This window comes from Pedobacter albus (assembly GCF_036324255.1).
GTDB lineage: Bacteria > Bacteroidota > Bacteroidia > Sphingobacteriales > Sphingobacteriaceae > Pedobacter > Pedobacter albus.
Map to the genome: position 1 here is coordinate 150041 of NZ_JAZDQT010000003.1, position 13860 is coordinate 163900.

Genomic DNA, 13860 nt, shown 5'->3' on the forward strand with positions numbered 1-13860 from the left:
CGTCATTTTTTTAAAATTTATAGGCTATGCTTAATCTGTAGTTTCTTGGAGCTTCGGCTTGCCAGTAATAGGCATTGAGCCACGAGTAGTATGAACCCGAATACAGGTAGCGATTTAAGATGTTAAATGCGTTGGCCGTAATCCTGATTTTATCCCTGCCGTAGTAAATGCCACCATCTAGCTTAAAGTAGTTTGGCAGTTTTTGCAGTCCAACGCTCCAGGTATCTGTAGCACGATCGGCCATATAGGTAAAGCCTGCCGATACGCCCGCACCTTTTAAGGCGCCGTTTTGTACGTCGTAGCTCAGCCAGCTGTTGGCCACATGTTTGGCAAAGCCCGGAACAACATCCCCAACGGTAAAGCCCGTTACACCTGGCGTTACCTTGGTCACCTTGCTGTCGGTATAGGCATAGTTGGCAATAAGTTTAAGACCTGGAAGGATTTCGCCCCTGAGGTCGAATTCGATACCTTGGGCCCTTTTTTCGCCGAAAGCGACGCTGTAGGTTTCTTTAGAGCCATCAGGTCGGGTGCCGTTTGATGGATCTGCGGTCAGCTCATTTTGTTTCAAAATTCTGTAAACCGATAAAGTGGTGTTCCATTGGCCATCAAACCAGTCTTTTTTGATGCCAAACTCGGTGTTGGTGCCGGTAATCGGATCAGGTGTGGCACCACTGCGCAAAATGCCGCTTTGAGGAGTAAAAGCCTGGTCGTAAACACCATAAATTGCTGTGTTTTTATCGATAGAAACACTCAGGCCTACGCGGGGTGTAATTTTATCGGCTTTATCGGCTGCGGCGCCCCACGACGATTGGCTAACAAAGGTATAGCGGCCAGCCAAGGTTAGGCGTACCCGGTTTGCAAAGAAACCCATTTCTTCCTGAACATAACCACTCAGGTACTTCTGATCCATCAAGCCACCAATGGCGATGGCTCTTTCTTTTACGCTTTTGCTACGGTCAAAATTTGGATAGCCGTTTGAAGGATAGCCATAGTTTGGATGATAGATGTTAAACGGAGCCGTAGGCAAATCCAAATCGTGCGATTGGCCCCAGTCGGCGAAATATTCTTTTTTGCCACCATCAAAGCCGGCTAAAATGCGGTGGGTGATACCTCCGGTTTTGGCTTCGCCATTGATGAACAATTGGCCTAATTTCATGGTGCTTTCGGCATCCCAAATGGCGGCGTTTCTAATCACATCACCGTTGCTGCTTACTGCCGATGGCCATGAACTGGTACCGGTTTGCAGATACCTGAAATAGGCGGCTTGTGCCGTAACTTTCCACTTGTCGCCAAGGTTTTGGGTCAGGTTCAAGAATAAGCTATGGTCTTTAATACGGGTTGGATCAACACCAGGTTGGGTCATGGTAAATTTGGGGCCAACTTTGGCATATTGATCGGTGCCAAATACGTAGTAAGAGCCTACCTCGGTCATTTTTGCGTTTTGCAGGGTATATTCGGCAGTAAATTTGGTGCTGTTGGTAATTTGGTAGCTCAACGAAGGCGCAAAGCTGTAGCGGTCGTTTTGTTCGTAAGGCCTAAAACTGCCTTTGTTTTGTACGGCGGTATTCAACCTGAACAATAATTTGCCGTCGGCTGTTATTTTGCGGTCAAGATCAACCGTTGTTCTGTACAGGTCGTAGCTACCTGCGGTAAAAGAAACTTCGCCGGTGTTGGTGCCCATAGGTTTTTTAGTGACGACATTGTACATGCCGCTCGGATCGCCATTGCCCAACATAAAGCCGGCCGGACCTTTTACAAATTCGATGTGGTCAACAAAGCTCATGTCTTCGGTTAGCGGACCCCAAAAAGAGGCTACCACGTTAAAGCCGTTGCGCATAGCCTGGATTTGCGAGCCACGCATGGAGATGTTGGTGTATAAATCGCCCCAGTGTTCTAATTTTACCGCACCACTTACGTTACGGATCAAACCATCGCTCATGCTGATTACCTGTTGATCGGCCAAGGCCTCGCCACTCACAATCTGGATGTTTTGGGGCGCTTCCAATACAGGTTCGTTAAGCCTCAAAGAAGAAGACGGGGTGCCGATTTTGTATTTGTTTTTGCGGACCTGGATAGAAACTTCTTTCAGGGTTTGGCTGTTTTCGGTCAACACGAAATCCAATGTTGCGGTTTCTCCAGCGGCAAGCGTTACCGTTTTTTCTTGGGTATTGATGCCAACGGCACTCACTTTTAAGGTATAGCTTCCGGCCTTGATCTTGGCAAAGGTGTATTCGCCGTTTTCGTTGGTAGCGGTGCTCTGGTTTTTGTTTTTGAGGCCTATGCTTACAAAGGCAGCAGGTTGGCCATCGGCGGTGGTAATTTTTCCTTTAATGCTGCTGCTTTGTTGCGCAAAGGCACTAAATGAGAAAACTGTAAGTAAAAAAGTAAGTTTGAAAAGTATCGAGTGTTTCATTTGATTTTATTTGGACTAATTCTAAACAATTGCAAAGTAACAGCATGAAACAATAGCATCCAAATTATTTTGAATAATTCTAAATAAGGGTGTAAAACATAGGCTGTTTGCTTAAATAGCCATATCTGTAAAAACATAAGGTGTGTGTCGACTGTTAGGATTTAACAAATCAGGGCTCATGAATATTAGATCAAACGAACCTTACTGGCTAGTTAAGAATGGCATTTTGCATGCTTATCCATCCTTAAGAACCAGCCAAACCTGCGAGGTGCTCATTGTCGGTGGCGGTATTACAGGGGCATTAATGGCCCATTCGTGTGTCAAAAATGGCTTAGACACGGTATTGGTCGATAAGCGCGAGATTGCCAATGGCAGTACCTTGGCTACTACCTCTATGCTGCAGTACGAAATAGATGTGCCGCTTTACCAACTCATCAAAAAGATTGGTCAGGAAGGGGCGGTTGCCAGTTATAAAGCCTGCCGGGATTCGATAGGCCAATTAGCCGAAATTGTGCAGGAAGTACAGTCGGCCTGTGGTTTTGAAGCTAAAGAGTCGCTTTATTTTGCCCATAGCAAAAAAGATGCAAAGTGGTTGCGTACCGAGTTCGAAACACGTCTGGTCAACGGCTTTGAGGTCGATTGGCTAACCGGCGAAACGATTAAACAACGTTATGGCTTGTTCGCCGATGGAGGCATTTTATCGGCCGATGGCGCAAGCGTGGATGCTTTTTGCCTCACCCACGATTTGTTGCACTACAACGCCCAAAAAGGCCTGCAGGTTTATGATAAAACCGAATTGAAAAAGGTGAAATACGAAAGCGATCATGTATTGGCTCAAATGCATACAGGTGCAAGCGTAAAGGCAAAGCATATCATTTATTGTACGGGTTATGAAACCCAAGAGCTGTTGCCCAATACCATTGTGAAGCTCAAAAGTACCTATGCCATGGTGAGCGAGCGCATGGAGCATTTGAGCGATGCCTTGGCCAATACCTTATTTTGGAATACTGATACGCCCTACCTTTATATGCGGAGCACAGCAGATGGCAGGCTTTTGGTTGGAGGTGAAGACGAAAATTTTAAGAACGCGTTGAAGCGCGACGCGCTTTTAGACCTTAAGCAGCGAAAGCTGTTCAAGACCTTTCAGAAACTGATGCCGGACATCCATTTTATCACTGATTTTAGCTGGTGTGGCACCTTTGGAGAAACCAAGGATGGATTACCTTACATCGGCACCCATCCCAAGTTTCGGCATAGTTATTTTTGTTTGGGCTTTGGGGGCAACGGCATTACTTTTTCGGTCATTGGCGCGCAGCTTTTGGTACAGCAGATCAAGGGGAAAACCAATCCCTTAGCCCATTATTTCAGGTTTGGCCGTTAACTATTGGTGAACAATTACCTGGCCGCTAAAGGCGTTTTCCTCGCTATTGGCCGGTGTCATAAGCCCCCTTGCCAAAATGGTGTAATAGCTGTTGGCACCCACCGAAATATCGGTTAGGGTAGCCTTAACCACGCCATTGGCATCCCTGATTTCGAAAGTATATTTTCCGGCAGCCAATTGGGTAAAGCCACTGGCGGTTTTATAGGCCCTGCCGGTAAACAACGAATTGCCATCTTTAATTTTGAGGTCCATTGCGGGTGCATCAGGCGAAACGTTTACAAACCTGATGAAAGCATTGGTGGTAGAAGTAGTCGATACATCGTCGGTTACTACAAGCGCATCGAAATTAACAGGCCTATTGATTACGTAAAAAGTGGTATAGGTTTGTGGGGCAATAGAAATACCTTTGGTAAGCAGGCTTTCGGCACGTCCGGCTATCATGATTTTTACACCGTGGTTTCCAGAAACGTAAGAGCCATATTTAAGTTGTCCGCCAAAAGGAAGCGCACCGTTGTTTATTTTCACGTCGTCTACATACACATCGTAAGTGGCCGAAGTTGGCGAGGTATTGACAATGCTTAATGCTCCGGTACTTGGAAGCTCTGTGCTGGTGCCTTTGCAACCGGCTAAAGCCATCATGCCCACTAAAACAAAAAGAAGACAAGCTTTAACAACAGTAAGCCTGGCTAAACGATTAGGCGTATAGTTTTTAATCATAATAAGTAAATATAGAAGTTAAAAAGCTGTTTTTGAAATATGATGCGTTCCAAAAACATCCAAATGCAAATATTGGCTTTATCTCTTGGAAAACCATGTTAAACTTTGTTAAATCAGAAGATACTGTTTATTGGTTCATTAGTCATTGGTTCATTGGGACTCCTTCGGGGAGGGAATGGGTGAATTGCTAAATTGCTAAACTGATGAATTGCTAAATTGTTGTATGGCCAATGGATAAATTGAATGGACAACTCGCGATGAACTTTCCAACATTCTAACTTTTCAATCTTCTAACTTTTCAACCTCCCAATCTCCCAACGCCACTATATAAAAAATGTAAAAAAATAAGATTCTTATTGCACAACTCGATTTTTATTTAAACCTTTGCGCCTCAAGTAATTTACAACGGGTTAGCAGACCATAAAAATGAGCAAAAACATCATACATAAACTTTCCATCTTAGAAGCAAAGAACATTGCGGCTGAGAGTCTGTTTATTGAGCGCTTGCGACCCGTATTCTTCGTTACTACCAATCGGCAAAACTTCACGCCGCGTATTTAGTACTCCGTACCCTAGATACATTCAGAGGAATTGATCCTCTCTAAAAACCCAATTAACAAGAAGACCTTATTTTTTTCGTTAGAGAATTAATGAATATAAACGATTTTATAGTGCAAGTTGCACTTCCTGAACATCGTGTTTTCGCTGAAGAAATCTGCACCGAGATGGCAGAATCTGCAAAAGCAAGAGGTACAGGTATCGCTAAGCGTTCGCCAGCCTATGTAGCAGGCAAGATGGAAGAAGGAAAAGCCGTAATCGCCTTTCACAAAGATGGCCGCTGGGCCGGTTTTTGTTATATCGAAACCTGGAGCCATGGACAGTTTGTGGCCAATTCTGGCCTTATCGTTAGTCCCGAGTTTAGAAAAGCAGGCTTGGCACATGCCATTAAAGAAGCCATTTTCAAGCTTTCGAGAACGCTTTATCCCAAAGCCAAAATATTTGGCCTGACCACCGGATTGGCCGTGATGAAGATCAATTCAGATTTGGGCTACGAACCCGTAACCTATTCGGAACTTACCCAGGACGAAGATTTTTGGAAAGGCTGCCAAAGCTGCGTCAACTTCGAAATCCTGAAGATGAAGGAACGCAAAAACTGCATGTGCACCGCCATGCTGTACGATCCGGCCGAGAAAAAGCACGAAGCCGCCAAGATCTTCGCCGAAGAACTGCAGAAAAAGCCAGGCTTGTACGAGCGTTTTATGCGCATTAAGCAACGTTTGGTAGTGAAGCCAAAATCAGGCCTAAAATCAGTTTTATTATTGTTTACCCTTTTATTTAAATAGCATAGTAACCCATGAAGAAAAAAGTTGTTTTAGCTTTTAGCGGAGGTTTAGATACCTCGTTCTGTTGCATCCACCTGGCCCAAGACCGTGGTTTGGAAGTACACTCGGTAATTGTCAATACCGGTGGTTTTTCTGACGAAGAATTACAGGAAATCGAAAAGCGGGCTTACGCTTTAGGTGTGGCTTCGCACGCTACCGTGGATGAAACGGTGAACTATTACAACTCTTGCATCAAATACCTGATTTTTGGCAACGTACTTAAAAATGCAACCTACCCACTTTCGGTTAGTGCCGAACGTGTAAGTCAGGCTACCGCCATTGCCAACTACGTAAAGAAAATCGGTGCCGATTATGTAGCCCACGGAAGTACCGGTGCCGGCAACGACCAGGTACGTTTCGATATGATTTTCAATATCCTGATTCCCAACGTAGAAATCATTACGCCAATCAGGGATTTGAAACTATCGCGCGAGGCAGAAATCGAATACCTGCGCGAACATGGGGTTGAATACAGTGCCGAGAAAGCCACTTATTCGATCAACAAAGGTTTATGGGGCACTTCGGTAGGTGGTAAGGAGACTTTAACTTCTCACGATACCTTGCCAGAAAGTGCTTGGCCAACCCAGGTTTCAGAAACCGAAGCCCGCAGGATAGAGCTGACTTTTGAGCAAGGCGAATTGGTAGCCATCGATGGCGAAAAAATGGAGCCGGTAAGAGCCATTCAAAAACTTCAAGCCATTGCTCAACCTTTTGGCATTGGCAGAGATATCCATGTAGGCGATACCATTATCGGTATTAAAGGCCGTGTGGGTTTTGAGGCGGCCGCACCAATTGTCATCATCAAGGCGCACCATACCTTAGAAAAGCATACCCTTACCAAATGGCAGCTGAGCTGGAAAGAACAATTGTCGTCGTTTTATGGCAACTGGCTGCACGAAGGCCAATTCCACGATCCGATTATGCGGAACATCGAAGCTTTCTTAACCGATACCCAAAAAATGGTGAGCGGCAAAGTGTTTGTCGAATTGTTGCCTTATCGTTTTCAGATAATCGGCATTGAATCGGCGCACGATTTGATGAGCAACAAGTTTGGCAGCTATGGCGAAATGAACAACGCCTGGAGCGGCGACGACGTCAAAGGCTTCTCTAAAATATTTGGCAACCAGGTAATGATCTGGCATAAAGTAAACGAGGAGGGATAAGATTAAAGGTATAAGGCTTAGGATTTAGCTAACCTGGGCCTGCTGCCTCCCAACCTTCCGCCTTCAACCTTAAAAGATGAACGAAATCCTTTCCAAAGAAAACTGTTTAAGCCACTACAAATGGGGCAATAACTGCGATGGGTGGAATTTTGTAATTGGAGATGAAGCAGTCATCAAACAAGAACTGATGCCTGCCCAAACTGCCGAAAAATTGCATTTTCATACTTATGCAACGCAATTTTTCTTTATCCTGAAAGGACAGGCCACTTTTTTAATCGACGGAGAAACTCGAGTTGTCAACGCACAGGAAGGCCTACAAATCAAAGCCGGACAGCAGCATCAGATCAGGAATGCGACCACGCAAGATTTGGAATTTGTGCTGTTTTCTTATCCATCAACCCAAAACGACAGAACCGATTGTGAATAATATCGTCATCAAACAAATTGATCAAACTGAAGCTAACCTGGTGGTTGGCCTGTTTAATCAATACCGAATATTCTACAAGCAGTTTTCGGATATCGGAATGGCGCAGGCCTTTATCAACGAGCGTTTGCAAAACAACGAATCGATCATTTTTGTAGCCTTGGATGCCGAACTGCAAAAACCAGTCGGCTTTACACAACTTTATCCTAAATACTCGTCGGTGAGGTTGGTGCAAAACTGGATCCTGAACGATTTGTATGTAGACGAAGCCTACCGCCAACAAGGCATTGGCGAGAAACTGATCAAAACCGCGATGGATTTTGCCCGAGCCAGGGGGTCGAAGTTTGTGCAATTGGAAACAGCGGTTGACAATTATACCGCACAAAGTTTGTACGAAGCCATCGGATTTGAAAAACAAGAACCAGAGACAGATTTTCTGCTCTACAGAATAGCTATAAACCCATAAAGATGAACAAGATCAAAGCAGGCATCATTGGTGGTGCAGGTTACACAGGCGGCGAATTGCTGCGTATTTTGGTGAACCACCCACAGGTAGAAATTGCTTTTGTTAACAGCAGCAGCAATGCGGGCAACCTCATTTCGGATGTACATACCGATTTGTTGGGCGATACCGATTTGAGGTTTACCAGCGAGATTCCGCAAAACATCGACGTGTTGTTTTTATGCGTTGGCCATGGCGATGCCAAAAAATTCTTGGAAGCCAACCCCATTAACGAAAACATTAAAATCATCGACCTTTCGCAGGATTTCAGGCTAAATCGTCAATCGTCAATCAACAATCGTCAATTCGTTTATGGTTTGCCAGAGCTGAATCGCGATGCCATCAAAACAGCCAAAAACATAGCCAATCCAGGTTGTTTTGCCACGTGCATCCAATTGGGTTTGTTGCCTTTGGCGGCCAAGGGCTTGCTAAACGGCGAAGTGCATCTCAATGCCACCACGGGCTCAACCGGCGCCGGACAAAGCTTATCGGCTACGTCGCATTTCAGCTGGAGAAACAACAACCTTTCGGTTTACAAGGCCTTTGAACACCAGCACCTGAACGAGATTGGCGAAAGCCTGGTGCAATTACAGCCGTCGTTTACCGAAGCCATTAACTTTGTTCCACAGCGGGGCGATTTTACCAGAGGCATTTTGGCCGCTATGTATGTAGAAAGCGATTTGACTTTGGAAGAGGCACAGCAACTGTTTGACGATTACTACAGCTCGCATCCGTTTACGCATGTCAGCAAAAAGAACATCGATTTGAAGCAGATTGTAAATACCAACAAGGCTTTGGTGCATGTAGAGAAACACGGCAATAAACTGTTCATCATCAGTATTATCGATAATTTGCTGAAAGGCGCGAGTGGCCAGGCCGTACAAAATATGAACCTGATGTTTGGCCTCGAGGAAACAGCCGGACTGAAACTGAAAGCTGCGAATTTTTAGGTAGGAAGCCAGAGGGCGGGAGGGCAGAAGGTGAATTGCTTAACGAAAGATAGTAAACCTTAAAAAACATATACCATGAGAGACTATCAAAAGCTAGAAGTTTGGAAAAAAGCGCATTTATTGACGGTACATACTTATAAAGTGATTGTGCCTGAGTTTCCTTCGCACGAGAAGTATGATTTGTGCAGTCAGGTTAAAAGGGCGGCATATTCGGTTCCTTTAAATATTGTTGAAGGAGCCGGACGGCGGACCGAAAAGGATTTTGCTCATTTTCTTGATAATGCTTTAGGCTCGGTTCAAGAATTGGAATATACATGTTTTCTTGCCAAAGATTTGGAATATCTTGATGAAAGCAAATATGAAGAGATGTGTAAAAAAGCTGGCGAAGTAAAAGCCATGCTGATAGGATTAATAAAACATTTACGACCATAATACAATGATTAAAGTCTAATACGCCAGTAGAATCTTTGGTCTTTAGCCTTTAGTCTTTAACCTTACTAAAATGAACTTATTCGACGTATACCCACTTAACGATATAGAAATTGCAAAGGCACAAGGTAGCCAGGTTTGGGATGCCAATGGCCAAAAATACCTGGATTTGTATGGCGGTCATGCCGTTATTTCTATCGGACATACCCACCCGCATTATGTAAGTCGCCTGACCGACCAATTGGGCAAGGTTGGTTTTTATTCCAACTCTGTTAAAATTCCTTTGCAGGTACAGCTGGCCGAGAAATTGGGCCAGGTTTCGGGCAAGCCAGACTACCAGTTGTTTTTGTGCAACTCTGGTGCTGAAGCCAACGAAAATGCTTTAAAATTGGCTTCATTCTACAACGGACGTAAGAAAGTAATCGCTTTCAAAGGCGCTTTCCACGGCCGTACCTCCTTGGCCGTAGCGGTTACCGATAACCCGAAAATCGTGGCGCCGGTAAACGAAAACCCTAACGTGATTTTCTTGCCACATAACAACGAGGTGGCTTTAGAAGAAACCTTTAAGGCACAAGGCCATGAAATTGCTGCGGTAATTATCGAAGGCATCCAAGGCGTAGGCGGTATCAAAGAGGCTTCGAAAAGCTTTTTGCAAAAGATCCGTTCGCTTTGCGACGAGTACAATGCCGTTTACATTGCCGATAGCGTTCAATGTGGTTATGGCCGAACCGGTTTGTTCTACTCGCACGATTATGCCGGCGTAGAAGCTGACGTATATACGATGGCCAAAGGTATGGGCAACGGCTTTCCGGTAGCGGGAATTTCGATTGCGCCAAAATTTAAGCCTTGGCATGGCGAGTTGGGTACCACTTTTGGAGGCAACCACTTGGCTTGCGCGGCAGCTTTGGCCGTACTCGAGGTGATGGATCAAGACCAGCTCCTAAAAAATGCTGAAGAAGTAGGGAATTACCTTATTGCCGAGCTCAAAAAATTTGAGCAGGTAAAAGAAGTGCGTGGCCGTGGACTGATGATTGGCATCGAACTGCCGGAAGAATTGGCGCATGTGAAGAAAGACTTGCTGTTTAAGCATTTCATCTTTACCGGCGAAGCCAAACCAAACGTTATTCGCTTGTTGCCGGCCCTAAACTTAACCAAAGCGCAGGCAGACGAATTTTTAAATGCATTTCGTCAGTTAGTAAAATAGATAATCGACCATTAACCCCATTAAAATGAAACTTTTTTCATCTGTACACGATGTCCCCGACATTAAACAGTTTGTAAACGATGCCTTGGCATTAAAAGCCAATCCTTATGCACACCAGTCGTTGGGCAAGAACAAGACTTTAGGCCTGGTTTTCATGAATCCAAGCCTGCGCACTCGTTTAAGTACGCAGAAAGCCGCCTTGAACCTAGGCATGAACGTGATGGTGATGAACATGGACAAAGAGGGCTGGGCATTAGAAACGCAAGATGGCGTAGTGATGAACGGCACTACCGTAGAGCACATTCGCGAAGCCGCGGCCGTAATGGGCATGTATTGCGATATCCTCGGCCTGCGTTCTTTCCCAAAACTGCATAACCGCGAGGAAGACTACAGCGAAGACTTTTTCAATAAATTTGTAAAATACTGTGCCGTACCGGTGGTAAGCTTGGAAAGTGCCACGCGCCATCCCTTGCAAAGTTTTGCCGATTTGATTACCATCCATGAAACCTGGACGAACAAAGGCACCAAGCCTAAAGTGGTGTTGGCCTGGGCGCCACACGTAAAAGCTTTGCCACAAGCCGTACCCAACTCCTTTGCCGAGTGGATGTGCAAAGCACAGCAAGATGGTATGATCGATTTTACCATCGCACAGCCTGAAGGCTACGAATTGGCCGAAGACTTTACGCCGGGTGCAAAAATCGAGTACGATTTAGAAGAAGCCCTGGCCGGTGCAGATTATGTGTACGTTAAAAACTGGAGCAGCTACAAAGAATACGGAAAAGTGTTAACTTACCCCGACGGTTGGATGATGAACAATGAAAAGCTTAAAATCACCAATAAGGCCAAGGTCATGCACTGCTTGCCGGTTCGTCGGGATTTGGAACTGTCGTCGGAGATTTTGGATGGACCAAATTCATTGGTTATCCACGAAGCCGGAAATCGACTTTGGGCTGCACAAACGGTACTCAAGGCCATGTTAGAGAAACTATAGATTAATTCGTCATTGCGAGGAACTTAAGTGATGAAGCAATCTTGCCTCGGAAATGAGATTGCTTCGTCCCAACTGGAAGCGCAATGGCGTAAAAAATAAGAATATGAAAACCCAACTCACCGTCATCAAAATTGGAGGAAACGTCATCGACAACTCCGAAAATCTACATCAGTTTCTGTTAGATTTTACGGCATTGCCCGGTGCAAAGATTTTGGTGCATGGGGGGGGTAAAATTGCAACCGAACTCGGCCATTCTTTAGGTATTGAAGCCCAGATGATTGAGGGTCGTCGCATTACCGATATCGAAACCCTGCGGGTGGTAACGATGGTTTATGCCGGCTTGATCAATAAAAACATGGTGGCGCAGCTGCAGGCCAAAAACTGCAATGCCATTGGTTTAAGCGGTGCCGATGGCAACGTGATCAAAGCCACTAAGCGTCCGGTTAAAACCCTAACCCACGGCACGCCTCCAGGGCCATTGGCAGGCACCGTAATCGATTATGGTTATGTGGGCGACCTCAATGAGCATTCCGTATCGTCGGCTACCTTGGCGAGCCTGATTAAAGCCGGTATGGTGCCGGTGTTGTGCGCCATTACCCACGATGGTCATTCGCAGCTGCTCAATACCAATGCCGATACCATTGCTTCGGCTATTGCCGTGGCCATGTCTGACATTTATGATACTCAATTGGTATACTGCTTCGAGAAAAAAGGCGTACTGAAAGATATCAACAACGAAGCCTCTGTAGTGAGAGAAATCAAGGCCGAAGCATTTGCTGGCCTCAAAGCCGATGGCACCGTAGCCGGAGGCATGATCCCCAAACTGGAAAACGCATTCGATGCCATCAAAAAAGGCGTTGGCGCCGTTTTCATTGGCAAAGCCGACGAGCTCCCCGAGTTGGCAACGGGCCTTTTCGGTACCAAAATGTTGCCATAAATTATTGAACCTTGTTGCCAAGGATTTTGGAGGTGTTTAAAAATATCTCCAATAACTTCGCACATCCTGTTTTGTAGCCTCATCGCTGTAACAACACCCTTGAAAATTCACCTAAAGAATATATTCTAATCAAAATGACATGAAAAAGATAGCCATTATCGGAAGTGGAAACATTGGTTTGTCGCTGGCCAAAGGCTTGGTCAAAGCAAACTTCGTACAAGCAGGAAACATCACCCTAACCCGTCGCAATTTAAGCCATCTGCAGCCTTATCAAGAAGCAGGGTTTCAAATCAGCAGCAACAACAACGAAGCGGTTAAAACTGCAGACATTGTAATTTTGGCGGTGCTCCCCCAACAGTTAAATGCGGTTTTAGACGAAATCCAACCCGCCATCGATCCGGCTAAACATTTGGTTATTTCTGTAATTTCGGGCGTGAGCTGTGCGGCCATCAAAGAAAAGCTTGGTGCAGATGTGCAAGTGGTGAGGTCTATGCCAAACACCGCCATCGCCATTGGCCAATCCATGACCTGTATAGCTAGCGACAATGCTTCGGCCAATAACCTGGCAGAAGTTACCCAAATGTTCGAAACGGTAGGCTCGGTGGTGAAGATCAACGAGGATTTAATGACCTCGGCCACAGCTTTGTGTGCTTGTGGAATTGCCTTCTTTTTGCGGGCCATCAGGGCCGCCTCGCAGGGTGGTGTAGAGATTGGCTTCCATGCCGACGAAGCTCTTAAAATGGCTGTTCAAACCGCCAAAGGCGCCGCCGATTTGCTTTTATTGCACAAAACCCACCCAGAATCAGAAATAGATAAAGTAACTTCGCCCAAAGGTTGTACCATTGCCGGCCTCAACGAAATGGAGCATAACGGCTTCAGTTCATCGTTGATCAAAGGCATTAAACTTTCGGCCCTCAAAGCGGGAAATTTGTACACCAAAGAAGGATAAGTTATTTACGATTTACGATTGAAGATTTCAGCCTATGAACAGTGAAATTTTAAAAAGTAGAACAAAAGCTTATTCTATTTCGATTGGGCATCTGATTAATAGTTTGCCCTTTAATGTGTTAAATAAAAATTATTCAAACCAATTGGTGAGATGTTCGAGTGCTGTTGGCGCAAACTATAGAGCTGCCTGCAGAGCGAAATCTACTGCCGATTTTATAAATAAACTTAAAATTGTAGAAGAAGAATTAGACGAAACGATGTTCTTTCTTGAGCTTCTGGAAGAATTTAATCCCCCAAAAAGCAATGTGATTAAAGAGAATTGGAAGGAGGGAAATGAATTGCTTTCCATCATCGTAGCAGCAATTGTTACCACGCGCAGGAACGAACAAAATCGTAAGTCGTAATTCTAAAATCTTAAT

Annotated in this window: 14 protein-coding genes; 12 read left to right on the top strand and 2 right to left on the bottom strand. The window is 45.1% G+C overall.

Annotation, left to right across the window (positions count from 1 at the left end):
• Positions 1-10: 10 nt before the first annotated feature.
• Positions 11-2413 carry a TonB-dependent receptor gene (locus VRU48_RS15790; protein WP_330108890.1) on the bottom strand — a complete coding sequence of 801 codons (2403 nt, stop codon included), beginning with the start codon at positions 2411-2413 and terminating at the stop codon, positions 11-13.
• A gap of 178 nt (positions 2414-2591) precedes the next feature.
• Between VRU48_RS15790 and VRU48_RS15795 the strand changes: the two genes are divergently transcribed.
• Positions 2592-3794, top strand: coding sequence for an NAD(P)/FAD-dependent oxidoreductase (locus tag VRU48_RS15795; protein ID WP_330108891.1), 1203 nt, complete (start codon positions 2592-2594; stop codon positions 3792-3794).
• Here the strand turns inward: VRU48_RS15795 and VRU48_RS15800 are convergent, their stop codons facing one another.
• Complete coding sequence (locus tag VRU48_RS15800) at positions 3795-4511, bottom strand: DUF4397 domain-containing protein (RefSeq protein WP_330108892.1); 717 nt, start codon at positions 4509-4511, stop codon at positions 3795-3797.
• A gap of 650 nt (positions 4512-5161) precedes the next feature.
• Between VRU48_RS15800 and VRU48_RS15805 the strand changes: the two genes are divergently transcribed.
• From VRU48_RS15805 to VRU48_RS15855, 11 genes are all read left to right on the top strand, one after another.
• Positions 5162-5854, top strand: a complete 693-nt coding sequence (locus tag VRU48_RS15805) for a GNAT family N-acetyltransferase (RefSeq protein WP_330108893.1) — start codon at positions 5162-5164, stop codon at positions 5852-5854.
• Between the two features lie 11 nt (positions 5855-5865).
• A complete protein-coding gene (argG, locus tag VRU48_RS15810) occupies positions 5866-7056 on the top strand; it encodes an argininosuccinate synthase (RefSeq protein ID WP_330108894.1) in 1191 nt (396 codons plus the stop codon).
• A gap of 76 nt (positions 7057-7132) precedes the next feature.
• Positions 7133-7483, top strand: a complete 351-nt coding sequence (locus tag VRU48_RS15815; protein ID WP_330108895.1) for a cupin domain-containing protein — start codon at positions 7133-7135, stop codon at positions 7481-7483.
• On the top strand, positions 7476-7946 hold the full coding sequence (locus VRU48_RS15820) for a GNAT family N-acetyltransferase (protein ID WP_330108896.1): 471 nt from the start codon (positions 7476-7478) through the stop codon (positions 7944-7946). The genes VRU48_RS15815 and VRU48_RS15820 overlap by 8 nt, the downstream gene beginning before the upstream one ends.
• Positions 7947-7948: 2 nt before the next feature.
• Positions 7949-8932 (top strand): N-acetyl-gamma-glutamyl-phosphate reductase, encoded by a 984-nt coding sequence (argC, locus tag VRU48_RS15825; RefSeq protein WP_330108897.1) that lies wholly within the window; start codon positions 7949-7951, stop codon positions 8930-8932.
• 75 nt (positions 8933-9007) lie between these two features.
• The gene (locus VRU48_RS15830; RefSeq protein WP_330108898.1) at positions 9008-9364 is read left to right on the top strand and encodes a four helix bundle protein; all 357 of its coding nucleotides are present in this window, start codon (positions 9008-9010) and stop codon (positions 9362-9364) included.
• 70 nt (positions 9365-9434) lie between these two features.
• Positions 9435-10565: an aspartate aminotransferase family protein gene (locus VRU48_RS15835; protein ID WP_330108899.1), complete on the top strand. Its 1131-nt coding sequence runs from the start codon at positions 9435-9437 to the stop codon at positions 10563-10565.
• A gap of 25 nt (positions 10566-10590) precedes the next feature.
• A complete protein-coding gene (locus VRU48_RS15840; RefSeq protein ID WP_330108900.1) occupies positions 10591-11556 on the top strand; it encodes a Rossmann-fold NAD(P)-binding domain-containing protein in 966 nt (321 codons plus the stop codon).
• Positions 11557-11659: 103 nt separating this feature from the next.
• Positions 11660-12493: an acetylglutamate kinase gene (gene argB / locus VRU48_RS15845; RefSeq protein WP_330108901.1), complete on the top strand. Its 834-nt coding sequence runs from the start codon at positions 11660-11662 to the stop codon at positions 12491-12493.
• A gap of 139 nt (positions 12494-12632) precedes the next feature.
• A complete protein-coding gene (gene proC, locus VRU48_RS15850) occupies positions 12633-13442 on the top strand; it encodes a pyrroline-5-carboxylate reductase (protein WP_330108902.1) in 810 nt (269 codons plus the stop codon).
• Between the two features lie 34 nt (positions 13443-13476).
• Complete coding sequence (locus VRU48_RS15855; RefSeq protein WP_330108903.1) at positions 13477-13845, top strand: four helix bundle protein; 369 nt, start codon at positions 13477-13479, stop codon at positions 13843-13845.
• Positions 13846-13860: the final 15 nt, after the last annotated feature.